This is a genomic window from Paenibacillus shunpengii (assembly GCF_042684905.1).
Classification (GTDB): Bacteria; Bacillota; Bacilli; order Paenibacillales; family Paenibacillaceae; genus Paenibacillus; species Paenibacillus shunpengii.
Genome location: NZ_JBHUMJ010000002.1, coordinates 2,471,924 through 2,497,536, shown reverse-complemented (window position 1 = coordinate 2,497,536; position 25,613 = coordinate 2,471,924). Strand labels below are relative to the sequence as shown.

The window sequence follows — 25,613 nt, the reverse complement described above, 5'->3', positions numbered from 1 at the left end:
GATTTATGTGAGCTATTCTTTCTCTGAGAAAATTTTTTCTGTCGCTAATTACTTGTTATTAACGGTTATAGGACTTGTCTCATTGTTTCCTTTTTATTATATCATCGTAGGATCATTTACTTCTTCGACTTCTTTCACCTCAAGTGAAATTTCCCTGTACCCCAAGGAGTTTTCGCTTGAAGCTTACCAATATATTCTATCTACCAGCACATTTTTACAGTCAATCGGCGTTAGTACGTACTTGGCAGTAGTAGGCACCTTACTTAGCTTGATTGTCACCGCAGCCTTCAGTTACATGATTTCACGTAAAAGACTCTATGGAAGAAAGGTATTTATCACCTTATTAATCATCACCCTGCTCTTTAATCCGGGTATTATCCCGAATTATTTGATAGTTCAGCAGTTTGGGCTTATGAACTCGTTATGGGCCATCATTTTACCTGGCCTAATTAGTGCGTGGAACGCTCTATTAATTAAAACCTTCTTCAACAGTATTCCAGACAGTCTGGAGGAATCCGCTTATATAGATGGAGCGAATGACCTTCGAATCTTCTTCCAGATTGTTATTCCATTGTCTCTGCCAGCCATGGCTGCATTTGGTCTGTTCTTTGCAGTTGGCTATTGGAACACCTTCTTTAACGCCGTATTGTATCTTACCGATAACGAGAAGTGGCCTTTACAAGTGCTTCTTCAGCAGATGCTCGTCAGTTCGTCTACAAATATTGGGGATGCAGCAGCAGGTGCAGGTGGAGAAGTTCAGGTAACGCCGGAGATCATCAAGATGGCAGCCATTGTCATCGCAACGGTACCTATCCTTATGGTGTATCCATTCCTACAGAAGCATTTTGCTAAAGGCGTTATGCTAGGATCTGTTAAGGGATGATCACAATAAATTGAATTAGTATGTGAAGCACTCTGCTAAAGGAGGCGTGATATGCTTTATTTTATCTTAACTTGAGAAGGAGAGAACTGCGTGTCTGAACAAGCTGTATTTTCATGAAATTAACTTCAATCAGCCTTCCTTGTCGGTCTTGGCCAGGAACTCCATTTAATTTGATGTGTAGAAAACGCTTACGTAATTTTTAAGAAGGAGTAGATGTTGTGCTAATAAAAAAAACTTCAGGTCTTATGGCCGTAATTTTATTGGTAGTTACCTTACTTAGCTCATTTAGTGTCATAGTTCCTCAGCATGTAGAGGCAGCCGAACAGAACAATGCAGTCGATCACATGAGCTATGCAGGGCGTGTAACGGAAGATGTATATCTTGAGACGGATGGAATTCTAGATGAGGCCGTTTGGTCATTAGACACCCCGGTAACAAACGTGACAGTGGGCACAGCCGCGGATAATGACATTAGATTTAACACAGTCTGGAGCTCAACATATTTGTATGTAGGAGTGCAAGTTCTAGATACAACCGTTGTGAACAATCATAATGATACACAGCTGTATGAGGATGATTCTGTTGAGATTTTTCTGGACGGTAATAATGGGAAGACCAATGCCTATCAGAGTGACGATTATCAGATTATGATTCGGTCAGATAATCGGCTTGCTGTAAAGCAGAAAAGTGCGGATGTTGTTCTAGACGGTCTGCATACGGCTACTAGTCCAATCGAAGGCGGATACAATGTGGAGTTGAGAATTCCTTGGGCAAGCCTTGGTGTGACGCCTGAGGAAAGATTAAAGATAGGATTTGATATAAGCAACAATGATAACGACACGACTGACGGTGTAGGTGGTCGTGCAGCTCAATTAACATGGAACGCTAAGGGAAACACGAACTATGGGAATACTTCAACCTTTGGAACGTTGTCCTTAGCAGGGAACACTAAGCCCGTTATCTCGACCGAAGGAAGTCCCACGATCGATGGGACCCTATCGGAAAATACTTGGCATTTAGATTATTCCTTATCTTTCAGTAATAATGAAGTCGAATTTGGTTCATTATCCGATCCACACTTTCTTTATTTAGGGTTTAAGGTAGGAGATGCTGAAGTTCATCGTGATTCCGATACGGATCCAAGAAATGATGATAGCATCGAAATCTTCCTTGATGGCAATAACGCTAAAACGAACAGTTATGAGGAAGAAAATGATCGTCATTTTGTTATCGGTTACGGTGATCTGGTCCCTGTTGAAATAAGGGGACGAGCTATTGACAACGTCAAGTCTCGTTCTGTGGCCATGGATGGGGGTTGGGCAGTTGAGGTTGCCATTCCGTGGAGTACATTAGGCATCGTTCCGAGTGATGGAATCATGTTAGGTTTTGACGTTGCTGTGAATGATGACGATAACGGGGGAAGCCGGGACGAACAGGCAATCTGGAGTGGTGATGAGTATAACGAAGCAGATACTTCGGGTTTTGGTCTCTTGATCGTGAATAACGAGAATATTGTGAAACCATCTTACGAAGGTCCAAAAGCCACGTTCGTAGATGAAGCATCCGATCTCTCCAAAATATTTGAAAAATCCAGCAATATTGTGACTGCATCCTGGCCAAGCGCTCTGCCGAAAGAGCCACGGATTCTTAACAACGGTGGTACAGAGGATTATGTCATCTATAAAAGTCCATCATCTTTGGACATTTTGGACTTTGTAATCGAAGAATGGGTTAACACAGATCCTGCACCATTCATGAAATTTTATGTATCGAATGACAACCAGTCTTATCGTCCATTAGATCCTGGAGTACATCTCCAATCTGAAGCTTATGAAACTGCCTCCCGTGATAACGGATGGTATACAAAGTACAAACATACGTCATCAAATCTTCCTGAAGGAGCAGTCTATCTCAAGATTGAATTCACGAATAATGGAGCATCCAATGGGCATAAATCTCTGCTTGAGAATGTGTCATTTAATTACAAAACTCTTGAGTTACGAGAAGAGTATGAGGGGCCTCGAGTTACATTTGAAGACCCTGCTACGTCACAAGCGTTAATTTACAAGAAATCAACCTCAGGAAATCTAACAACAAGTTCAATAGCTCAAGGCGGACCGTTAATTGCGGATCGAATTAAAATTTACAATGGATGGGAAGATAACACATGGATTATGTATAAAAATCCAGAAAACGGATCTGATATTGTCGATTTTGAAATTGAAACGGTTGAGAAGAACGGTAATTGGATTCGGTTATCCGTATCTCCTGATGAGAATAATTGGACGGTGTTGTCAGAAGGAGCACACTACCAAATTGAAACGCTCATTAACCCAGATGCCGAGGAGACCGCAAACTACGGAAAATACTTATATAAGTCAGAGAATATGCCGGAAGGTCACAAATATATTAAACTTGAATTCATGAATCCAAGTGGAGCGGCAAGAGATTCGTCGGTCACGAAGGTTCGAATTGATTACAAGAAAGATAACCTGCCTCCATCGTCTCTTACTGCAATCAATGAATTCACCTTCTTAAATGAATCTATTTCCGGAGATGTTTATGGTCAAGATGGAGATGGTGATCCATTAACCTTCTCTATTTTGCAAGCTCCTAAGCATGGTACAGCTGTTATTCCTGATTCGACTGAAGATCGATGGACGTACACGCCTAAAGAAGGATTCGTTGGATATGACATTTTTCTAGTAGAGGTCTCTGACAGTCGTGGAGCCACCTCGATGACCAAAGTGGTCGTCAACATTACCGATCGACCTTCGAATTTAACGTACTACGTCGATATAAGCAATGGCAATAATCAGAATACCGGTCTTTCAGAAGACCAAGCCTTCCAGACCATCCAACGGGCTGCGGATATGACAAAGCCTGGTGATACGGTATTAATCATGGATGGAACCTATGTGGAGGATTTCAGTCGCGGAGATAATGAGGGTGTCGTCGTTATTAGACGCAGTGGCGCACCCAATTATCCTATCACTTATAAAAATTATCCAGGGCATAAACCGAAACTTCATGTGAAAAAGGGCTGGAACCATATCCTGATCAACTCGGCCTCGTATATCACTATTGAAGGCTTAGAGATATCTGGTAATGGCAAAAACATTACTTATGAACAGGCGAAAGAAGTGACTGATCTGTTCTACTCCGGGGACTTTAGCTGGATGGACGAGCGCATTCTGAGAACTCAAACTAACGGTATTAGTGTACGACCGCACAGCGTGAGCGCAAATTTTGTGGATAAAGCGATACCTTCACATATCATCATTCGAAACAACTATGTTCATGATGTACCAGGTGGAGGAATCAATACCGATCAAGCGGATTACGTAACAATTGAACATAATACCGTGCATGATACAGCGCAGAGCAGTTCTTTTGGGCAGAGCGGTATCTCGATCTTCCATGCTCAGGATTCTGCGAAGTATGATGCGAACGACTATCAATATATCATTCGAAATAATGTATCTTACAACAATTATGTAAGGGTTGAGGCATTTCGTTTTAAAACGATTACAGACGGTAATGGCATTATAATTGACGACTTCTCGAACGGACAGATTAAAGCTTTGTATCCGAATAGTGTGGCCATTCCTTACGCAGGTCGTACGTTAGTGGAGAACAATCTGGTATACCACAACGGTGGGTCTGGCATTCATTCTTATCATTCACATAACATCGATATCTTTAACAACACGGCATATGACAATGCGAGAACTCCGGAACTTATTCACTGGGGCAATATGTTTATCCAGGACGGTAAAGATTCAAGAATGATGAACAATATCATCGTCACCACGAACCCCAAAGGAAATGCAACGAGTAACATTAAAAACACGAACGTCAAATACGATTATAATATTTACTTCGGAGGAGTCGCAGCAGGCGTGCCAGCAGCGATTAAAGGGCCAAATGATGTCATTGCAGATCCGCGGTTTGTGGATCCGGCAGGCTTAGATTTCCGTCTGCTTCCGGACTCTCCAGCAATTAATACGGGTAACAGTAATATTGGAACTGATTTCGATTTGGATGGAGTGCCTAGACCATGGGGAGCATCCCTTGATCGGGGAGCTTACGAATATTACGAGGACCTTGAAGCTCCGACACCTCCTAAGAATTTAACAGCATCTGAGATCACACAATCTAGTTTCGTATTAAATTGGACGAAGTCCATCGATGACGTTGGGGTTAAGGGATACCATGTGTATCAGGGAGATAAACAAATCGGCACAGTAACAGGCACAACTTACGACATCATGGGGTTAAACAGCAGAACGAAGTATTCAATTAAGGTAAAAGCCTATGATATATCAGGAAAACAATCTATGCCGAGCGAAACTCTTGATGTCACAACTTCTCCTGCAGCTAATGAAGGAGGTTCGTCGTCGGAAACGCCTAAGGAGTCAACAAATTCTCCAGAAAAATCAACCGATAAGGTAATAAATACAGCTCAACTGGAAGAAGGAGCCGTGTATAATACCGAAGTGGAGATGGATGCGCTGCTAAAAGCAATCGAGAATGCTGATCAGAACGTAACCATAGTCGTGCCTGACAATACTGACGCAAACTCGGTAAAAGTTAAACTAAATTCTGAAGTTCTTACAAAGGCAATTGAAAATGGAATAGAGCGAATAACAATAAAAAACGACTTCGTTACTGTATCCTACACCTTACAGACTTTAGAAGCTGTTAAAGACAATGTGGTGTTTATCATCACCAACCTTGATCAATCTGGGCTGGATTCAAGTAAGGTGACTAAACTTGAATTCTCAGTTTTGATGGATGGGAAGGCTATTTTAAACTTGGGATCTAAAGAATCAATCCAAATTACCATTCCATTCACTCTAGCTGATATGGAGAAAAAGCATATGGTCGTGGCGTACCATATTTCAGAAGACGGTAAGAAATCATATAAGAAAGGTAAGTATGACCTCAACAGCAAAGAGCTATCGTTCTATACGAACCAGCTTGGCAAATACGAGGTCATGAGCAATGAAACGAAGTTCTCTGATCTGCATCATGTACAATGGGCTGAGGAAGCGATCGAATACTTGGCTGCGTTACAAATCGTGAAAGGTTACAGTGAACAAGCCTTTAAGCCACATGGTGAAATTACCCGTGCAGAGTTTCTGCAAATGTTAATTAATGCTTACGATCTTAAGGATACATCTGAATCAACAGCAAATTTCAAGGATGTAAAAGAGGATGCATGGTATATTGCAGTAATTGCAAGTGCTCATAAGTTAGGTATTGTAAGTGGTTACAAGGATAACACATTCAAACCGAATCGTACCATTACTCGGGAAGAGATGATTGTAATGGCGGCAAATACTGTTAAGGCTTCAGGAACGAAGCTGAATTCCATTAAAGAGAAGGTAGTATTTAGTGATCATTCAGAAATAAGTAATTATGCAGCAGACGCAGTTTACGATTTACAGCAGGCTGGGATCTTAAACGGGTTAAATAACGGTAAATTTAGTCCGAATAGAACCGCTACGCGAGCTGAATCTGCGGTAATTATTCAGCGGTTGCTTTAGGCGTTGTAACAGTTTATATTTATAAACAATGCACACCCCCTTCAGTATAAACTGTCGGGGGTGTGCATTGTTATCATATATTTCCTTTATGTGTTTCGCGATATTGTGAGGGAGTAACGCCTTCATGCTTCTTGAACACACGATTAAACCAAGAATGCTGATATCCCGTTCTTTCTGCAATTTCATTGATCCGAAGATCAGTATCCAGCAGCATCTTCTTCGCTTTCTCAATACGCACCTTTGATACATATTCCACGTAATTAATGCCCGTCGTTTGTTTAAAGGATCGGCTTAGGGAGGAAATATTTGCAGCACCAACCTGTTCAGCGTATTCCTCGAAGGACCAGTCCTTCATATAGTGCTCTTCAATTAATTGGATAACCTTCTTGACGGCTTGTTTGAGCTGGGTATTGTAAGAGTTGTTCATTTCCCTGATATACGGAATAATAATTTTGTTCTTAAACCAAGTTTCCATTTCTGCTAATTGTTTTAATTTTCCAAGTTCAACGTATAGATTGGTACTGCCTTGGATTGCAAACACGTTAAAGCCGGACTGAAGCAGTGTTTGATGGACGTTGCCTACGAGTTGAGCCATAGCTTGCTGTACATAAAGCTCGATGCCTGTTGTTTCGTTCAGTTCTTGCATAAGTGATTTAAACGCTTGTAATGCTTCCTCCTCTTGTCCAAGGCGAATGTAATGTTGAAGAAGCTTCTCCGCTTCAAAAGGATATTGGAATTTGAAATCTCCTTTAAGTGAAATGTCATCAATCTCTATGATCTGGTTCGACTCCGTTAGATTACGGTATTTCATAATCTGATAAGCATCTTCAAGTGTCTGTGGGATATCCTTCAATTGAAGTCCAGAACCACTTACTGTAATGGTAACTTGAATCTTGAGGAGGCTTAACAATGTGGTCGCAATGTGTTCTGACAGCGACCGTAGTTCTTCTCTCACAGCCGATTCTGGGTGATTTGACGAGAAACCAGTAATAATTGCAAGATTCATATTCTGCAAGTTAACAACATGTGAATCAGGAACTCGAATGCCAGTTAACTCATTAACGATATTGGCCGCTGCGAAGCAAGCAAGCTGATAATCGTCTTGTTTGAATTTACCTTCTTCTTGCATAAGTCCAAACAATTGAATCACGACAATTGCAAATTGTTGATTAGAGGTATTCCAACCGTAATAATGGAGCTGTCTCTTCAACTCCGGCTCCTTCATATAATTGAGGTGACCCTGGATCAGCTGAAGGATGAAGCTTTCCCTTAGGCTAGGTAGTTGTTTCTCTAATTCGTTTTGTAAATGCAGACTCGTAAGTGAGAGCTTGTCCATATGCATTCCAATAAATTCAAGCTCATCTGTGTCGTGTCTTATGTCTTCCTTGCCGGAAGGAGAGACTTTGGATAATAACCGAGCTACAGGCTGATAGATTCTTTTGGAAGCGATCCAAGACAGTATAATCGAGACAAGCAAACCTATAATGCTGATGAACAAGATCATTCTAGACATAAAGACCACCGGTGCAGATACCTGTGATAAATCTGTAGCAGTTGCCAGAATCCACTCCGATCCCAATCGCTGAAAGGATTCATAATTAATTGAATACCGTTTTTGTTCATGTTCAAATACGAATGATTCGTGAGTTTTTTGCTTGATTTTATGTAATACCATAGTTTTGAGGTGATCTCTTGGGAAAGCCGATCCCAACTGATCATCGCTTTGTTGGAACAGCGGGTCACCAGTGCTATCGAATAGCAACGATACCCCAGTTTTATCAAAGCTTCCGAAGTACTCTCTTAGCTTGTGTGAGGACAGCTGAACGATAATGACAGCATGCTCATTCGCATTTCCCCCACTGATCTGATGGAACAGCATGTATTTAAAGGAGTCTTCACTATATTGGTTCGTGCTAGCGGATAGCTCTGAGGGATTGATCTCACTTGACCAATAGATATCTTCTCTGACTTCAAGCAGTTTATGTAATTTGATTCGAAGCTCAGCGTTATCTAATTCATTATATCCGCCTAAATTGGACATCAAAGTAGCCGTTGAGTCGATATATAAATAGACCTCTTCAATTAACGGATTGGTTTCGCTCATGATTGAGAGTGAACGGAAAATTTCACGAGTCAGGTTCGGCTCTGAAGATAAGTCATTTTCTAGATTGTCCTTATTAAACAGTGGATTAAACGCCCACTGCGACGTACTTTGTTCAAGCAGGCTAATTTGTTGATCAAACTGACTTATTGAACTCGCCAACACCTGTTCATGAGAGCCGGTAAGCTCCAATTCAATTCGCTCGCGACCAATCGAGTATAAGCTTAACCCGATTAAAGCCGTTGGCAAACAAGTAATCAGGAGTAATAGAATCAAGCTTTTTCGAAAGATGGGTGATGGAATTAAGTTGCTGCCCCACTTCGATATACGTGAGACCGATTTGCTCACAAGTTCATCTCCTTTATGATAAATAGAATCATGATTGTAGTAAAATCATTATAACAGGATATGCTTCTTTTTTTAGGAATTTTATGGATTTCCTCATTCGCATATTATTTGCAAGCGCTTACCTTCAAGTGAAATTATACTTATCTTATATGTTTCCATTCGTAATCAAAACAGTCTTATTGCGGAAAGGAGTCGGATGGTATTACATTTATACCGCAGATGGAACGAAATACAAACGATGAGGAGATGCAGAGATTTAAGTCCCTGTCTGCTATTAGAAATAAAACTGAAAATTACATGACTAAGGGGGAAAATTTAATGAGAAGAAAAACAACCTCAATAAAAGTACTGTCTCTAAGCTTGGCCTTAACGACTATTTTAGCGGGATGCGGAAGCAACAGTAGTTCAAATAATAATGAGTCACCTTCATCAGTCCAATCGAAGAAACAGACCGAAATTAGTATTTTCACAATCAATTATTCTGCTGAGACACCTCAAGCGGACAACGTGATAGAGCTGGAGATGGAGAAGCGCACGGATACGAAGTTGGACATTACTTTCCAACCTGCTAACAGTTTTGACGATAAGTTCAAGGTAACGCTCTCTTCCGGACAATTACCGGACGTCATGCTGACCAAGTGGATATGGGATTCTGCTGTCTTAAAGGCCATTGAGCAAGGTGCTTTTTGGGATCTCACACCATTCATAAAGGATTATCCGAACTTAGCTTCGGTTTATGCTGATGCAATTGAAAATACAAAGGTAAATGGAAAGGTATATGGCATTCCTCGTCCTCGTCCGTTGGTTGGGGGTCAAGGATTCCCGATGCTGCGTGAGGATTGGTTAAAGAATTTAAACCTAGAAATACCACAAACGATGGATGAGCTGTATAATGTTTTGAAAGCGTTCACGGAAGAGGATCCGGACCAGAATGGCAAGAAGGACACAATGGGTTACATCGGAAACGTTGCAGAGAATTGGATGGATAAGCTGACCTTCGTTGAAGATGTATTCCATGGTCATAACGATTCGTTCAAATATGTTGATGGCAAGATCATTTGGCGTGATTTGGAGCCTGCTGAAAAAGATGCGTTGTTGTGGATGAAGAAGACGTACGATGAAGGCATATTGGCACCTGATTTCGCCATTATTAAGAATTCTCAGATGTCTGATTTCTTAAAGCAGGGCAAAGTGGGAATGTTACCTTACGCCATGGATGCTTCTCAGATCGGAGATATGCTTACCACTCTTCGAGCAACGACGCCTGAAGCTGGTCTAGTCCATGTACCTACCCTGGAATCTCCTGCAACCGGACAGCCATTCTATCCGAAAGAAGGCGGATTTTTCGGAAACTACTTGATTTCCAAGAAAGTACCAGAGGCGAAATTGAGAGCCATTCTTGAATTCTTTGATTATGGGGCTACGGAAGAAGGTATGGAACTTGCCAGCTACGGTTTAGCAGATCAGCATTTTTCTGTTGTAGAAGGATTGAAGACGACTACTGAAGAACACAAGAAGAGTGGTTTAGGAAATTACAACAACATCTGGACGTTGGTTGATGAGCATGCACGAATTCAGCCAAAGAACGGATTTCCAGTTGAATATTATGAACGAGACAAAGAAGTCATTAAGACACGGATCGAGCTTGGCTATTATAATAATATGAACGGCGTCACGTCTGAGACGGAGAATAAATATATGCCTGAATGGGGCAAGAAGGTTCAGGATATGAAAATTCGCGTCATTATGGGCAAGGAATCCATTGAAGCATGGGATAAGTTCGTAGACACAATGAAGAACAATCCGGACGTACAGAAAATGCTAGAAGAGAAGCTAGCAAGCTATCAAGCACTGGGTAGAGACTAAATTATTGAATAAGGCTTTACAGAAACGAGAGGATGAGATCACCGTGAAGAAACGTTTTTTTTCTGATGAAAGCTTTTGGAATACAAAAATTGAAATTAACCCCAAGATCGTTGCACGCTCTTCCCATTTTATTGATCTATTGTATGAGGCGGATCAGGAAAAAGGATTTCATATCAATTTGCACTCTTGGACCATCCCGGTTTATGAGGTAACCAAGGATACACCTACATTCCATATTGGCAAAAGAATGATGCAGCATACGGGAGAAGGTAAGGCTTTCTACATGAACTCAAAGAACTTCATTGGAAGCAATAAGAATCATCCGTTAGGTCACGCTCCTGGCTTTGGTGTAGACGTTCCCATACCTGAAGAAGCCATTCCGGATAAGGAATCTGACGCTCATATGGCTCTAATTGATTATGAGCAAGGTATAGTTTGGGATATGTGGGCAGCTGAGAAAAAACCAGACGGTACTTGGTGGTCCTGCACAGGCATACGATATGACCTGAACGGAAGCGGAGTCTTCGACCCTGCAGAATTCGGAATTCATAATGGCGAAAGCATTCATTTGTATGGCCCTTCCCGTGCATCAGGAGTACCCATCATTGCTGGCTTAATCATGCATGATGAAATTATGGAAGGACGAATTGAACACAAACTGGCTTGTGCATGCTCTATGGTCGGGCTACTTGAGCATTGTTATCCTCCTGCTATTTGGACAGACGGCGCGGTTCCTAATGGAATTCCGGAAGGAGCATTGATTCAATTAGATCCAGGTCTAGACTTGGATACTTATGATCTGACTCGTGAAGAGAAGATTATTGCCAGAGCGCTTCAAGAATATGGCGCGGTGTTCACGGATTATTCTGGAGGAGTTACATTGTATGGTGAAGGGTTATGGGCGAATAAAGATAAAGATTGGGATGGACTACTTGACGAGAACGGATTACGAAAGATCCCGTTTGATAAGTACCGGTTTGTCGAGACAGGCGTAACCATGGAAAAAGGCATGGTGCCGATGCCCCACCACCATCTCTTTAAAGCTTATCATGAGAAAACTGGCCTACCGGAAAATATCATTATTAAATAAATACGTTTATTCTATGGTTGAGCCACTTGAAAACAAGTATAAAACAGGTAGAATCTACATTTTAAGTTATGAATTGCGACACCTAGTTCAAAAAATATAAAAATGGCCCATGGCCTGATTCGTGTAACAGGAGAATCAGGCCATATTGGAGGAATCGAAGAGATACTGAGACCAGATGAAATTTCGGAAATTGCTTGGTTAGATATCGAACAGGCAGATGAATTAATGCCTTATCATAAGAACGGCTTTAGGAGCTTAATTTACGGCAATGAAATTACATATTTTAATGAAGGGATCAAGTAAACAAGATCAACGGGATTTTATATATAAGAACACTTGTGCGTAAAAATAAATTGAGGTAATATTTTACTAGCATCAAATCTAGCGTTGAACAAAAAATGAGGTGTTATATCTAATGAAATCCACGGACCTGATTATTATGAATTTTGAAGAAGTACGAAGAAGAAGTATGAAAGTATGGACATCCATACCTTCTGAGTATTTGAATTGGAAGCCAGATGATCAAGCAATGAGCTGCATTGAAATGATTCGTCACGTATTAGAATCGGAATATTATTACCATTTAGCCATATTAAATCGTGGAAGTTTAAAGAGCTTTGCTTCACCATTTGAGTCACAACCGTATACATCTGTGGAGAGCGAAATTGAATTCGCTAAGCCATATAGAAATGCATTTCTCGAAACAGTCAGTTCATTTGAACAATCCGACCTGGAGGATATTAAAATTGATCGCTCAGATGTTGGGTATATAAGAACACTCGGAGATATGTTATTAAGAATTGCATATCATGAATCTGTACATACGGGTCAATTGCTTGATTACTTACGGACTGCAGAGGTTCCAAGAATAAGAATATGGGATTAATATAGAGTCGTCCATGATTGATAGATTGACGAATAGGCTGTTTCCTTAAAGAGGGACGGTCTATTTCTTTTTCCTGCAGTATCAGTCATCTACTTTGACAAAAATAAAGAAATGCAATACTATACTCTTAGTTAATCGTAATAATTACTAATAAACGAAAGTATATATGACAGGAGAATACCATGGGTCAACAGAAAAACAAATCAAAGATGCTGCCAAAATCAAAGGGAATCGATGCCGCATCCGTATATAGTCCAGCTGAGTGCAGAAGAAAGGTAAAGCATATCGTACTGAACGAAGCGAATGCCAAGATTGTTGAGGAGTTTTTGCAGATTCAACAAATGCAGGATAAATTTGAAGCTGCTGATGTACCGATGCCGAATAAGATCGTCATGTTCGGACCTCCGGGTACAGGTAAAACGCTGACTGCTTTTTATATTGCTGAACGATTGAATCTGCCGCTCATCATGGTTCGCTTGGATGCGATCATTCACAGTCATTTGGGGGAGACAGGCAGTAATTTGCGAAAAATATTTGAGTATGCCAAATCTACTTCATGTGTGCTGTTCTTGGATGAGGTGGATGCTATCGCCAGGGCCAGAGATTCAATTGATGAAGTTAAAGAGATGGCTCGCGTTGTTAATACTCTGCTCCAGTGCCTGGACGAATTTGATGGCTCCAGTATATTTGTAGCTGCCACCAATCTTCAAGCTGAACTTGATCACGCCATTTGGCGCAGATTTGATACGCGGATGCACTATGATCTGCCTGAGGAGACGGAGTGCAGGAGTTATATATCTAAGTTATTGTGGAATGAGGCTGTGGAATCCAATTTAATTGATGACGCCGCTCAGTTGTTAAAGGGCTGCAGCTTTGCAGATATGGAGCAGGTGATGATCAAAGCCAGACGCAAAGTAATCATTGAAGAGAGCAGTATGGATTACACGAAGATAAAAAATGCATTTAATGACTATTTTCCGAACACGATGGTCCAATAAAGCAAGAGTCATAGAACTGATCAACTCTATTCTTTTTCGTCTTATGTTGACAGAAGTGAAAGAATGTAATAAAGTGTTTTTAGTTAATCGTAATGATTACGAATAAATAGCGACAGGCAAAGAAAGAGAGGATCATGATGCAAAAAGGAATCCACCCAACCTACCAAATGGTCATATTCTTGGATGCAAGTGCAGACTACAAGTTTCTCAGTGGCTCTACGAAGACTTCATCAGAGTTCATGGAATGGGAGGACGGTAACAGCTATCCCGTCATTCGTGTAGATTCCAGCTCAGCGTCCCATCCGTTCTTCACCGGAAGACAAAAGAATACGGAAATTGGCGGGCGTGTTGATAAGTTCAAACAGAGACTTAAGCATAAAAAGTAAAAATTTATTATAAAGGGACGTGAAACGCAATGAGAGTAATTGTGACTTTGGCTTGCACTGAGACAGGTGATCGGAATTATACAACGACGAAGAACAAACGGAATCACCCCGAAAGGTTAGAGATGAAAAAATACAGCCCGAGATTAAAAAGATATACGCTGCATCGTGAAACTCGTTAATTCTAAGAATTGCAATATGTCTGATATAGGGTGTTGAATAAAAGGTCGAAAGAAGGTTGTTTCGTTGGCAAAGAAATCCAAAGTAGTGAAGGAACTAAAGAGACAGCAAATGGTTCAAAAATATGCGGATAAACGCAGGGAGTTAAAAGAAAAGGGAGATTATGAAGCGCTGCAGAAGCTGCCGAGAGATTCTTCACCAACAAGGCTCCATAATCGTTGTGCAGTCAGCGGAAGACCACGTGGATATATTAGTAAATTTGGTGTGTCCCGAATTGTATTCCGAGAACTGGCGCACAAGGGTCAGATCCCTGGAGTAAAGAAATCCAGCTGGTAACCTTGTAATGGATACTCTATAAGGCTTCCTTACTTATATGGAAGCCTTATTGTACTAAGTGTTGATTTTAATACTTCCGTCTATTTGTTATTCAATCCAGAAATTACATTTGAAAGGGAGCTGTACAATGGATCTGCAAAACGCTGCGAACGATGGCAGAATACCCGTCACTGTGCTAAGTGGATACTTAGGCGCTGGAAAGACAACGATCATGAATCACGTGTTAAACAATCGAGAGGGTCTTAGAGTAGCAGTCATCGTTAATGACTTGGGCGAGGTCAATATCGATGCTGATTTGATACGAGATGGAGGCGGCTTATCTCGAACAGATGAGAAATTGGTTGAGATGTCTAATGGCTGTATCTGCTGTACGCTGCGTGAAGATCTTCTTGTCGAAGTGGAACGACTTGCTAAGGAACAAAAGTTTGATTACATATTAATAGAATCAACCGGGATTGGAGAGCCTGTACCCGTAGCTCAAACCTTCAGCTATGTAGATGAAGAGAACGGCATAGATCTAACTAAATATACTCGCCTTGATACGATGGTTACGGTGGTGGATGCTGCACAGTTCTGGATCGATTTTAATTCTAAAGAATCTTTAAAAGACCGCGGTCAGGCAGTCGGTGAAGAAGATCAACGTGGGATTGTACACTTATTAACGGATCAGGTCGAATTCTGTGACGTACTGATCCTTAATAAGATAGATCTTATTACAGAAGAAGAATTGATTCGTCTTGAGAAGGCATTAACTGCCTTACAGCCCGAGGCGAAGCTGATTCATGCAGTACAAGGACGTGTAGATCCACAAGATATTCTAAATACAGGCCGCTTCAACTTCGATAAAGCAAGTCAGTCTGCAGGCTGGATTAAAGAAATGTTAAAGGAAGAACACGTACCAGAGACAGAAGAATATGGAATTCACTCCTTTGTGTATAAACGCAAGTTACCCTTTCATCCGGAAAGGCTGCTCCGCTGGATATCTAAATATCCTTCGACGATTGTTCGATCCAAGGGACTGATGTGGCTCGCTACCCGCAATAATCTAGCCTTATCATTTAGTCATGCGGGGACATCGAAACAGCTCTCTCCAGCAGGAGTGTGGATTGCTTCACTGAGCCAGGAAGAAATTGACTTTCATTTCAATGGGAGGATCCCGGATATTCCCGACTGGGATGATGTGTGGGGAGACCGGATTACTAAGATGGTGTTCATTGGAATTGATATGAATCGCACCGAAATTGAGGAGAGTCTTGATGCAGCACTATTAACTGAAGCTGAGCTTCTCTCTAATTGGAGAGAATTCAAGGATCCATTTCCTAAGTTCCAATAAACACATTACTATTTCTATCCAATGATATCTAGCGAATACTAATAGCGAAGTCCTTGAGAGCAAGCTTACTCAGGGACTTCTTTTTTATGGAATGAAAGCTCCCCTCATCGTTGTATCGTCTATATCTAAAATAGTAACTTATTATATAGCTGCACATTATACATTTAGGATACAATAACTTTACAACAATACATGCAAACAGAAGGAGTAGATATGAGCAGCATCAATGTACCGAAGGCCTACGTGATACACAAGATCGAAGCAAAGCCTTATGATCAAGTTATTGCATTTGTCATAAAAATGAGGAAGGAAGTATTTCCTATGCTGTCATCGGAACAGCTTCCACAGGATTTGGATCAATTTGAGCAGCATTATGTGCTGAGAAAGAATGCCGCATTTTTTGCTGCTACAGCTGAGGACGGTTCTGTGCTGGGTACGATTGGAATCTGTCCCTACGATGGGAGACTTAAGCAGATCGAAGGAAGGTATGACTTATCTACAACCGCTGAAGTCGTCAAGTGTTACACGGACTCCACTTGTCGCCGTTCAGGCATTGGTACGGCGTTATTCGAAGCAGCGGCCTCTTTTAGCCGGGCTGCCGGTTATGAAACGTTATATTTGCATACGCATGCTTTCTTACCAGGCGCCATACCTTTTTGGACAGCAAAAGGCTTCAAGGACAGATTGGCTGAAGATGATCCTGTATGGCAGACGCTGCATATGGATATGACATTATGAAGGACGATTAAACCTGTGCAGTAAGGATATATGACAGGCAAATAAGCGCATTGACCTACCATCGTTCTACTTAACCTCAAACAGCATATATTTTGGAGAATAACGGCTGTGAGAGGAGGATGAATTTGATGAGTGATGCGTTGTATGAGCATCGGTTTTGGCTGCAAATTCTTGGTGATCATTGTCGGTTTATTTTTACTGCGCTTTCACTTAAGGAAAAAGAGGAAGTCGCCACCGCTGAACGTTTGATGAACCGATTTGATACCCTGCTCAATGAAGCGAGACGTTCGGATGCATCGACAAATATATCAAATCTGACCTATGAAGCCCATCGAGCCACAGAAGAACTTCGAAACTTCAAATTATATTTGCTGGAACGTCAGCTTATGGGTAAGGTAGATATCCTTCTGACGCCTTCCTTCATTAATCATATGGTTAACGAATTAGAGGAGTATCAGCGGATATTAAAAGCGCTGCTTGAAGGGCAAGATGTCCCCGTATTTCATCCGCTCCATTATGATATGCTATGGCTGCAGGATGCATATGGCCATGCAGCCAGTCTGGCTGCTGATTTGGATTTTGCTGAAATGCAGCTTATTGAGAAAAGTAATGCATTTCAGAACAATTTCAAAGGATTTTACCTCAAGTCAGTGGAAATGGCAGGATATTTACGTACGCATTTAAAAGACTTTCCTGCACTCACAAAATTTCATGCGGATGTAGACCTTGAAATGAAAGTATTCATGCACTTTCTGGCAGAACTTGAGGAATTGGAGCTGCGCGGTGAAGTGTTGGATCGAATCAATCCGTTAATGCCAGACCATATGTATCGAGAAGAATGTTATTATTTATCAAAGCTGGCTGCACTGGGTGAAATACAAAGCCCTAATTGCGATCCAACCAAGCCAAGAGTTTCTAACTAAGTGAACTTAAAAAGGATGACTTCTGATTTCATCGGAGGTTGTCTTTTTTTAATTCGAAAATACAGGATTTATATAACTAATATCGTTTCCTTGCCCTCTTTTATCATTATGTTTATCCCTGTTGAGAAATGGCCGCAAGAATCCTATGCCATTTTGTGGGCTTAAGACTTTAACGGCCGGATATTTTTAATATTCTTTCTTCCTACGATTACGAAACATACGAACAACCGCGACGATTACGATAATCCATAATGCAAAACTGAGCAAAGAGAGCACGGGTGCGCCCAAGGAGAAGCCTGCAAACGGATTAAACAATGATCCTATAATGGTACCTAATGCCAACCCGCCGAATAGGCCGCCAAGACCGCCAAATCCAGTTCCTCGTGTAGGCGTCGTTCTGGGTTGGGAAGGATTGTTCACATTATTATCCTGTCTTCCCTGATTTGTGCGATTCGGGTTACGAATTCCGGGATTATAGCTGCGTCTTGGTGAACGAAAACTGCCCCGTCGAAAAGGTTCAACAGTTCCGCTTTGTTCCATTTGATAGGATTCCTCAGGTGGATCGGGTGTGGCGCTAATCTCAGCTACAGAAAATCCATTCATTATGATCAAGATAAGGAGTACGATCATCCATTTTCTCATATGTTTATCACCTCACCCGTAGTTTACCCTTAATGCCATAGAACATTCGAAATGAAAGAAGTGAGTAACATACCGAAATTTGGTAAGGATTCTCGAAAAGTAACGCAAAAAGAGTGGAAGAGCTTCGGGAGACAAAGCGACTAAGAAGTATCGAACAGGCTGATCTTAGGATCGGCTCCTTTTTTGTTGTTTTTTTGCTTAAAATGAACTTTTATAGCGATATAAATCTCTTATTTATGAAAAGGGGGGAGTCTATGAACATAAGCCGTCTTGTTAAACAAGCTCAAAAGGGGAAGAAAGAGGCTTTATTACAGCTCATCTTAGCTGATCAGGACGCTTATTACCGTCTTGCCTACAAATACATGGGAAATAAGCATGATGCTATGGATGCAATGGAAGATATGATCGTAACTCTATATGAGAAGCTCGATCAGTTACAGAAGCGAGAAGCTTTTTACAGTTGGAGTAAAACGATACTTGTTAATCATTGCGGATCATTACTCCGTAAAAAAGAAAAATGGATTCTCATTGATGGAGAACAGGAGTCATTCATAACGAATCTGACTGAAGACGATCCTTATCTTCAATTTGAATCTGAAATGGACATGAGCATGCTTCTGTCGAAGCTCAGTCCACGTCAGCGTGAAGCGATCGAGCTTCGTTATATACATGACCTTCCTTATCAGGCCATTGCAGACATGACAGATACACCGATTGGTACGATCAAATCCAGAATCTCACAGGGGTTAGTGAAATTGAAATCAATGAACGGAGGTGATCGTTATGAGAACGATCGAGGAGAGATTACAAGAACACAAGCAGACCTCGGACAGAATACAGGCACCGTCAGAGCTGGAAAGCAGACTTCGTAATGCACTAGACCGTGTACCGAATAAAAAGAAGAAAAACGAAGCTGTACTGTGGTTTGGGCTATCCGCTGCCGCCTTAGTATTCATGATTGGAACCTATCAATATCCGGCATTAACTTATTACGGAAACAAAATATTGAATATGGAGCTGAACGCATCCAGCTTCTCAGAAGCTGCCGAAGAGGGATACGGGCAGCTTGTAAACAAGAGTATAACTCTAGATGATGGTACTGTGATTACGGTTGAGAGGGTAATAGCCGATGATAATGCATTCACTATGCATTACTCTATTGATCGACCAAAGGGATCCGTATTTAGTAGTGATATTGGCTCATTTCGTTACAATGTCGGAAACATACAAGGCTTTATGACAAATTCGCCTGCAATAGGAGGTGGAGGAAATTCCAGTGAAGATGAAAGAAAATATGAAGGAGTGTATAGCTTTGAGCCAATCAGTCCCTTCTCTAGAACATTAACCGTCACATTTAATGAGTGGCTTGATAATGGAGAAAGTGTATCTTATCCAATTTCTTTCAAATTTGATGCCAGCAAAGCAATGAAGAGCCTGGTGAAAGAGAAAATCTCTCGATCTGTTTCTGTAGATTCAGGAGTAATATATTTTGAATCCCTAACTGCTTCACCAAGCTCAATCCTCATAAAAGGGCATATTAGAATAGAAGAAGAGCATGAACATTGGTTTTTCGGCAGGTCACTGCTCTATGTAAATGGAATCGAAATGAAGCCTACCACAACGCAAATCCAATTTAACAACACTACCGGCTTAAGTGATTTTGAGCTTAGATTTGATACGTTGCCAACTGAAGTAATAAGAAGTCTTGAAATATTGGTTAAAGATTCCAGTGGATACTATAAAATACCAGAATCCATCTCTCTTGCCTCACCATCTGATCAATCCATTAAAATGGGTAGTGAAAAAATTTGGATTCGAAGTGTTAGCAAAACGGAAACAGGATATGATGTCGTAGTTGCTTCTAAGCAATTTACAATTCTGGATAAGAATAATTTATATGTAGAAGCTGGGGGGAGCCAGGTTCCTGTATCATCCATTTCTTCTCAGCGTCCTTGGGATTTGGGCAATGGCAATATTTTGTGGGAACGAACCTATTCCTTTAATACATCAGACAGACCGGAGACATTACATCTCGATGGATATCATTATATTAAGACATATAATAAGCGTGTAACCATTCCTATTGATTAAAAGAAGGAAGCTGTAAGTAACCAGAAGCTAGCCGATCCAGTTATATGATGGAAAAGCCCACCCGATAACCAAATCGGATGGGCATATTTTTGCGACTACTACTTATTAATATCCTTTAAATGCCTTTGCAATGATAACTAGCAAAATGAAGAGAACGAGGATTGCAGCAACGCTGTTTCCATCTTTATGAGAACCACCATAAGTTCCGCCAACATATTCATATCCGCTCATTTACTTCACCTCCTTGCTGGTCATGCTTACATTCTATGCATTTTCATATGATTTGACTGGTTAAATGTCCTTACAGTGTAAATATCCTCAAATGTCATAGGTGGTGACAACTTCACCAATACGTGACAGTAGCCTAATTGAGCTTCACTGAATAATCTAGAACGTATGATGAATCAGGTCTAGGAAAGGATGTGGGTCATGCAAGCGGGTTCTCAAGACATTGAAAAAGGGTGGATCGCGTACACTTCAAACCGTGGCGGATCTTATGATATCTGGCTATATCAACTGAATGGAGGTTTAAATTCGAGGATAACGGATGGGATGGGCATGGAATTCTCTGTCCCTTTCTGGGCTCCAGATAACAGCAAAATTGCTTTCATTGGTGTGAATAATGTAGTCTTTGTGCTCGATATCGCGACGCGTGCGATCGCCAGAATCGATCAGATAGAACCTTACACGCTGCTCGATTGGTCACCAGACAGCCGGTCACTTGTTTATGTGAAGAATGGGCGAATCATGATCTATGATACCTTCACACACCGGAGTTATTTCTTATTAGAGGTAGGAGCTCGTGATGCACAGTGGTTCCCTTCCGGTAAAGAGTTAATATTTGCAGCTCCCGACATTAACGGAAATACACAAATTTACCGTATTCGGACCGATGGTTCAAATCGGAGACAAATTACGCGGAATACGGGCGGCCCGCTTCATCAGCTTCGGATTTCTCCAGATGGCAAATTTGCATTGTATACCTTCCCGGGTGCAAGCAAATCATTGATTTCGGTTGTAAATTTAGAAACCGGGGCTACGAATACACTTGCAGGGGGATCACTTTCTAAAAATTATTTTCCTGCCTGGTCCCCTGATTCACAAAACATCGCTTACAGTGCAACCGAATTTAAGGAGCCCACTTATTATTCGCACATCCAAATCGACAGTTTCATGGGCAACCATCAAAGGACGATTACGATATCTAATTGTTTCTCCACACCAGTTGACTGGTCTCCAGACGGTAAAAAAATCGCATACTTATCAGGATGCACCAATGCAGAAAGGGCGAGTCAGCTCTGGATTGTGGATATTAGTGAGCAGAGGCCGGTATACCTGCTTAACGGAGGTCAAATGACCGCTCTTCAGTGGTCCCCTAAGATTCGAAGGCCGCCACATTATACTTTCACAAGCTTCATATACATGGTATCCTTTCCATATCCCGCTAATTGGAGTCAGGTGAGTGAGGAAAGGTACGAAGGACCAGACGGTTTTTTTCAAGTATCCGCCATATCCGGCAGTGAGGATATTTCCGATGTATGCAGTTCCGAAGCCTATCATCCGTTAATGCCCTATGGCTCTTCACCAATGGTGATCCAGACATCGATTCAACATCAAGATGCATGCTTCATTTACCCATCGGCAGATCAGCCTCCAGAAATGAATCAACAAGCAGCGCTTATTGTCAGATACCCACGACCTGTTCAAATTGGAGGGACCTATTATAATTACTTTATCTTGTATGCTGATGTGAATCATATTCGGTCAATCGGCGGAAGACTGACATTTATTCAGTAGCATGCAGCGGAAAACAACTTTCTAAATGACCGATTGCATCTTAAGTGTCTTGGATCGGTCATTAGGATCCGTTGATTATTTATAGTGAGGAGGCTAGTCTCTTGATTCAATTGGAAAAAACACCATCCGTTTATCTAATCTCTGGTCCACTGGGAGTTGGGAAATCGACAGTATCCAAGGCTTTGGCTGATACAATGAACCAGTGTGCTTTAATCGAAGGAGATCTGCTTCTTCATGTATACCGTGGAGATACTGAACCCGAATGGGAGGAGCGCCTTCGAATCGCATGGCTAAATATTACGGCAGTTACAAGGAATTTGATTATGAACGGAATTCCTGTCGTTATCGATTTTGTCGTCGAAGATGAGCTTGAGTGGTTTCGCGAACAGTTATCGGATCTGGGTGTGGAGCTTCACTACGCAGTGCTGCATGCAGAGCCGGATACGCTGAACACACGACTTCAACAGAGAGGGGATGGACAGTACATTGAGCGATCACTCTTTCTGCGAACCCAATTAATATCTTCTTCTAGCAATCAGGCCTTCCTGATTGATGCCGGTCATAAGCGTCCAGATGAGCTTGCAAAGGAAATTTTTGAAGATGTGAGGTTTCGTCTAGCTCATACATAAAATCAAAAAAAAGCCCTGAGTTTTTCTATGTTAAGAAAAACTGAGGGCAGACCCTAAGCTTCTCTAAAAATAAGAAAAGCTTAGGGTTTTTTTGCTATTGCAATATGCAATGATTTCACACTATCTTAACATTTGAGCAATCAGGGAGAAAATAATGACGATCACGAACAATAAGGTCATATGATTCAAGGAGAAGATAAACATCTTCTTCGCCCAGCCCGTAATGTCTGATTTGCGATAGCTCACCAAGCTGAAGATGAACCAGGCGAGACTTAATGCAAAGGCAATTCCGGCAATGTAAGGATTAAACGGCCAGAACAGGGCGCTTGAAGCGATAAGCAATATCAGATAAAAATTGGTTTGCAAATAAGTCCGCTTGATTCCTTTTACAACAGGCAGCATAGGTACTTTGGCTGCTTTGTACTCGTCCAATCGGCGGATGGCGATCGCATAGAAATGCGGCATTTGCCATATGAGCATCGTCGCAACCAGCGCCCAGATTTCGAAGTGTCCGAGCTCGCTCGAGATGACAGACCACCCAATAAGCGGAGGAACGGCTCCGGAGATACTGCCTACTTCCGTATTGTAAATGGTTGTCCGTTTGGTCCACATCGTATAAGGCACAACATATAGGAATAATCCGAGAAATCCAAAAAATGCAGCCATCGGTGAGCTAAAATAGAGCAGGAGTATACCGAGAGCACTCATCAGGAATCCGAGGATAAGACCTGACTTTGTATCCACTTTGCCTGTGACGGTCGGGCGATCCTTGGTTCGCTGCATAATGGCATCGATGTCCCGGTCGTACAGATTGTTAAATGTACCCGCAGAACCGATAACGAGCGAGGAACCAATAATCGACAAGATAATAGCACCCAAATGGTCAATAAACGAAACATTGAATACATAGAGCGCCATACTAAGTCCGGCAAACATCGCGATGAGATTTGATTTTATGATTCCTGTCTTAATGGTCGCAAAGAAAACCTGTGGCAGGGATTGAACATCCGCTTGCGCACTTGATCCTGAACTGTTATTAATTGTACTCATAATTCCACTCACTTCTATGATTAAATTAGTATATGAATCAATTTCATAATACCTTTGGTTGCTTCAATCAAGACTATATATAGAAAAAAATGATTTTATTTGTCTATATATAGTTTCAATTTCACCTTTTTAATGATTTATGAAATTGATTCTATCTATATAGATTGAACTAAATTTGATCTACTGTCTAGCCTGAATGTTACATGTTCCTGTTAAATCTTTAGTTCAACTGTATACAGCATACCAATTTTTAAAGGAAAAATGTTTGTTTGTAAAATATTTAATAATTCATTCAATAAATTGTGAACTTCTTATTAACTTTTTCATAAAGGTATTTTAATATTCAGAAAATGTGTTCTTCCTACCTATGCGTTTTCATACTTTTGTCGATGAATGCCTTTCATTTTTACATAATCTGGATCTTTCTTTACAATCTCCCACTGGGCTTTGAATATAGCTGCTGCCTCCGCCTTTACCGGATCATTCTGAAATGGCAGAAGGGAGCCATCCTCCTTGGCATATTTTCTCCCGCCTTTATGATTTGCATATCTTCTTGCACGTGTGTAGCCCATTTGTAAAAATTTCCGTGCCATGTCCATTCCTACAAAATCGTCCTGCTTCTTATATTGAAGAAACATGTCGTATATCTTTTTGGAGGATTCCTTCGCTATTTCGGGTGTTTTGAATCTCCAGTGGGGGAGAATCTCGCTCTTGTAGGGCTCAACAAGCAGAACACCTTGTTCTCCACGGCCAATCGTATAAAGTTCCGGGTGCTGTCTAAGGTCAAGTTCGTCATATTTTAAATCATAATCGAATGATTTCATCGCAGATCAGTTCCTCCTGTTGGCTGAGTATACTTCTATATACCCTGCCTAGAGTCACCTCACCATTTCAAGGAACCTTGTTGCTGCGCTGGATATGGGCATATTACGCATAATCATAACGCCTACCTTGGATGGAGGCAGATTAATATCCAGTTCAATCTCAAATAAAGAGCCTTCCCTCAATTCTTTAGACACGAATTCACGAGTGACATACGATATCCCTAAACCCCTTCGGGCAAATTCAATAAGCAAGTCCACACTGCCGACTTCAATCTCAGGCTTCAGCTCATATCCATATCGTTGAAACAGTTCAGTGACGGCCATTCTGGCCCGGCTGTTACGCGAGAATAAAATGACAGGATATTCCATCAGCTCTTCCATAGACAGCTGTACCCCTTTGAGCTCTGCATAATGTTCTCCTGCGACAAAACAATCCTGAAGCTGAATACTTTCGGTTACTTCAAGATGGGAATCGACGATTGGCATTCGGACGACACCGAGATCAATGCGGCCTTCTTTGAGGTAAGAGATGACCTCAGGTGTGGTTCCATGGTTAAGATGCAGCTTGACGCCCGGGTATTTCGCGTGATAATCCTCAAGAAATGGAAGCAGGTAGTGTTTAAATAACGAATCACTGCCTCCCACACGGAGTTCTCCGCTGTCCAGATTTTTTAATGCTGCCATTTTTTCCTCGGCAAGTGAGATCATAATTTGAGACTGTTCTATATATGAAAATAGAATGGTTCCTTCCTGTGTTAGATTAACTCCCTTGGAGGTACGATAAAACAGCGTCACGCCAAAGCTCTCTTCAAGCTGTTTAATAGCATGGCTTACGCTAGGTTGTGTAAGGTACAATGCTTTTGCTGCCTGGGTTAAACTCCCTGTTTTGGCAGCCCAATAGAAAACTTTGTATAGTTCATAATTATTTGTCATAGATGTGGTCTATATCTCCTCTGAAATATA

Annotated in this window: 22 protein-coding genes; 16 read left to right on the top strand and 6 right to left on the bottom strand. The window is 41.3% G+C overall.

Annotated features, from left to right (window positions below):
* Positions 1 to 7: 7 nt before the first annotated feature.
* The gene (locus tag ACFSVM_RS11675) at positions 8 to 883 is read left to right on the top strand and encodes a carbohydrate ABC transporter permease (protein WP_076313783.1); all 876 of its coding nucleotides are present in this window, start codon (positions 8 to 10) and stop codon (positions 881 to 883) included.
* Positions 884 to 1,101: 218 nt separating this feature from the next.
* Positions 1,102 to 6,435, top strand: a complete 5,334-nt coding sequence (locus ACFSVM_RS11670) for a sugar-binding protein (protein ID WP_379262254.1) — start codon at positions 1,102 to 1,104, stop codon at positions 6,433 to 6,435.
* Between the two features lie 73 nt (positions 6,436 to 6,508).
* On the opposite strand, the gene ACFSVM_RS11665 is transcribed toward ACFSVM_RS11670, so the two are convergent.
* Positions 6,509 to 8,884, bottom strand: a complete 2,376-nt coding sequence (locus tag ACFSVM_RS11665) for an AraC family transcriptional regulator (RefSeq protein WP_379262252.1) — start codon at positions 8,882 to 8,884, stop codon at positions 6,509 to 6,511.
* A 318-nt stretch (positions 8,885 to 9,202) separates the two neighbouring features.
* Between ACFSVM_RS11665 and ACFSVM_RS11660 the strand changes: the two genes are divergently transcribed.
* From ACFSVM_RS11660 to ACFSVM_RS11615, 10 genes are all read left to right on the top strand, one after another.
* Positions 9,203 to 10,750, top strand: a complete 1,548-nt coding sequence (locus ACFSVM_RS11660) for an extracellular solute-binding protein (RefSeq protein ID WP_379262250.1) — start codon at positions 9,203 to 9,205, stop codon at positions 10,748 to 10,750.
* A 43-nt stretch (positions 10,751 to 10,793) separates the two neighbouring features.
* The gene (locus tag ACFSVM_RS11655; protein WP_379262248.1) at positions 10,794 to 11,840 is read left to right on the top strand and encodes a hypothetical protein; all 1,047 of its coding nucleotides are present in this window, start codon (positions 10,794 to 10,796) and stop codon (positions 11,838 to 11,840) included.
* A gap of 415 nt (positions 11,841 to 12,255) precedes the next feature.
* Positions 12,256 to 12,726 carry a DinB family protein gene (locus ACFSVM_RS11650; RefSeq protein WP_076313789.1) on the top strand — a complete coding sequence of 157 codons (471 nt, stop codon included), beginning with the start codon at positions 12,256 to 12,258 and terminating at the stop codon, positions 12,724 to 12,726.
* Between the two features lie 182 nt (positions 12,727 to 12,908).
* Entirely contained in the window at positions 12,909 to 13,724 is an 816-nt protein-coding gene (locus tag ACFSVM_RS11645) for an AAA family ATPase (RefSeq protein ID WP_379262245.1), read from the top strand.
* Between the two features lie 137 nt (positions 13,725 to 13,861).
* Positions 13,862 to 14,110 carry a type B 50S ribosomal protein L31 gene (locus tag ACFSVM_RS11640; protein ID WP_379262986.1) on the top strand — a complete coding sequence of 83 codons (249 nt, stop codon included), beginning with the start codon at positions 13,862 to 13,864 and terminating at the stop codon, positions 14,108 to 14,110.
* A 29-nt stretch (positions 14,111 to 14,139) separates the two neighbouring features.
* Entirely contained in the window at positions 14,140 to 14,289 is a 150-nt protein-coding gene (gene rpmG / locus ACFSVM_RS11635) for a 50S ribosomal protein L33 (RefSeq protein ID WP_076313791.1), read from the top strand.
* Between the two features lie 64 nt (positions 14,290 to 14,353).
* A complete protein-coding gene (rpsN, locus tag ACFSVM_RS11630) occupies positions 14,354 to 14,623 on the top strand; it encodes a 30S ribosomal protein S14 (RefSeq protein WP_076313792.1) in 270 nt (89 codons plus the stop codon).
* A 127-nt stretch (positions 14,624 to 14,750) separates the two neighbouring features.
* Complete coding sequence (locus ACFSVM_RS11625; protein ID WP_076313793.1) at positions 14,751 to 15,956, top strand: GTP-binding protein; 1,206 nt, start codon at positions 14,751 to 14,753, stop codon at positions 15,954 to 15,956.
* A gap of 213 nt (positions 15,957 to 16,169) precedes the next feature.
* On the top strand, positions 16,170 to 16,694 hold the full coding sequence (locus tag ACFSVM_RS11620; RefSeq protein ID WP_379262242.1) for a GNAT family N-acetyltransferase: 525 nt from the start codon (positions 16,170 to 16,172) through the stop codon (positions 16,692 to 16,694).
* A 128-nt stretch (positions 16,695 to 16,822) separates the two neighbouring features.
* Positions 16,823 to 17,617, top strand: coding sequence for a DUF2935 domain-containing protein (locus ACFSVM_RS11615; RefSeq protein ID WP_379262240.1), 795 nt, complete (start codon positions 16,823 to 16,825; stop codon positions 17,615 to 17,617).
* Between the two features lie 186 nt (positions 17,618 to 17,803).
* On the opposite strand, the gene ACFSVM_RS11610 is transcribed toward ACFSVM_RS11615, so the two are convergent.
* Positions 17,804 to 18,259 carry a hypothetical protein gene (locus ACFSVM_RS11610; RefSeq protein ID WP_379262238.1) on the bottom strand — a complete coding sequence of 152 codons (456 nt, stop codon included), beginning with the start codon at positions 18,257 to 18,259 and terminating at the stop codon, positions 17,804 to 17,806.
* 254 nt (positions 18,260 to 18,513) lie between these two features.
* Here ACFSVM_RS11610 and ACFSVM_RS11605 point away from each other — a divergent pair, with 254 nt between their 5' ends.
* Complete coding sequence (locus ACFSVM_RS11605; protein ID WP_379262236.1) at positions 18,514 to 19,131, top strand: RNA polymerase sigma factor; 618 nt, start codon at positions 18,514 to 18,516, stop codon at positions 19,129 to 19,131.
* A complete protein-coding gene (locus tag ACFSVM_RS11600) occupies positions 19,043 to 20,350 on the top strand; it encodes a DUF4179 domain-containing protein (RefSeq protein ID WP_379262234.1) in 1,308 nt (435 codons plus the stop codon). The genes ACFSVM_RS11605 and ACFSVM_RS11600 overlap by 89 nt, the downstream gene beginning before the upstream one ends.
* 105 nt (positions 20,351 to 20,455) lie before the next feature.
* Here the strand turns inward: ACFSVM_RS11600 and ACFSVM_RS11595 are convergent, their stop codons facing one another.
* Positions 20,456 to 20,581, bottom strand: a complete 126-nt coding sequence (locus ACFSVM_RS11595) for a sporulation protein YjcZ (protein ID WP_143757745.1) — start codon at positions 20,579 to 20,581, stop codon at positions 20,456 to 20,458.
* Between the two features lie 198 nt (positions 20,582 to 20,779).
* On the opposite strand from ACFSVM_RS11595, the gene ACFSVM_RS11590 reads away from it, so the two are divergent.
* Positions 20,780 to 22,147, top strand: a complete 1,368-nt coding sequence (locus tag ACFSVM_RS11590) for a hypothetical protein (protein ID WP_379262232.1) — start codon at positions 20,780 to 20,782, stop codon at positions 22,145 to 22,147.
* A 101-nt stretch (positions 22,148 to 22,248) separates the two neighbouring features.
* Positions 22,249 to 22,776: an AAA family ATPase gene (locus ACFSVM_RS11585; protein WP_379262230.1), complete on the top strand. Its 528-nt coding sequence runs from the start codon at positions 22,249 to 22,251 to the stop codon at positions 22,774 to 22,776.
* A 120-nt stretch (positions 22,777 to 22,896) separates the two neighbouring features.
* Here ACFSVM_RS11585 and cyoE read toward each other — a convergent pair whose 3' ends face one another.
* The 3 genes from cyoE to ACFSVM_RS11570 all read right to left on the bottom strand — a co-directional run bounded on the left by cyoE (position 22,897) and on the right by ACFSVM_RS11570 (position 25,583).
* The gene (gene cyoE, locus ACFSVM_RS11580; protein WP_076313800.1) at positions 22,897 to 23,826 is read right to left on the bottom strand and encodes a heme o synthase; all 930 of its coding nucleotides are present in this window, start codon (positions 23,824 to 23,826) and stop codon (positions 22,897 to 22,899) included.
* Positions 23,827 to 24,191: 365 nt separating this feature from the next.
* Positions 24,192 to 24,650: a DUF4385 domain-containing protein gene (locus ACFSVM_RS11575; RefSeq protein WP_076313801.1), complete on the bottom strand. Its 459-nt coding sequence runs from the start codon at positions 24,648 to 24,650 to the stop codon at positions 24,192 to 24,194.
* A gap of 54 nt (positions 24,651 to 24,704) precedes the next feature.
* Complete coding sequence (locus tag ACFSVM_RS11570; RefSeq protein WP_090724383.1) at positions 24,705 to 25,583, bottom strand: LysR family transcriptional regulator; 879 nt, start codon at positions 25,581 to 25,583, stop codon at positions 24,705 to 24,707.
* Positions 25,584 to 25,613 lie beyond the last annotated feature (30 nt).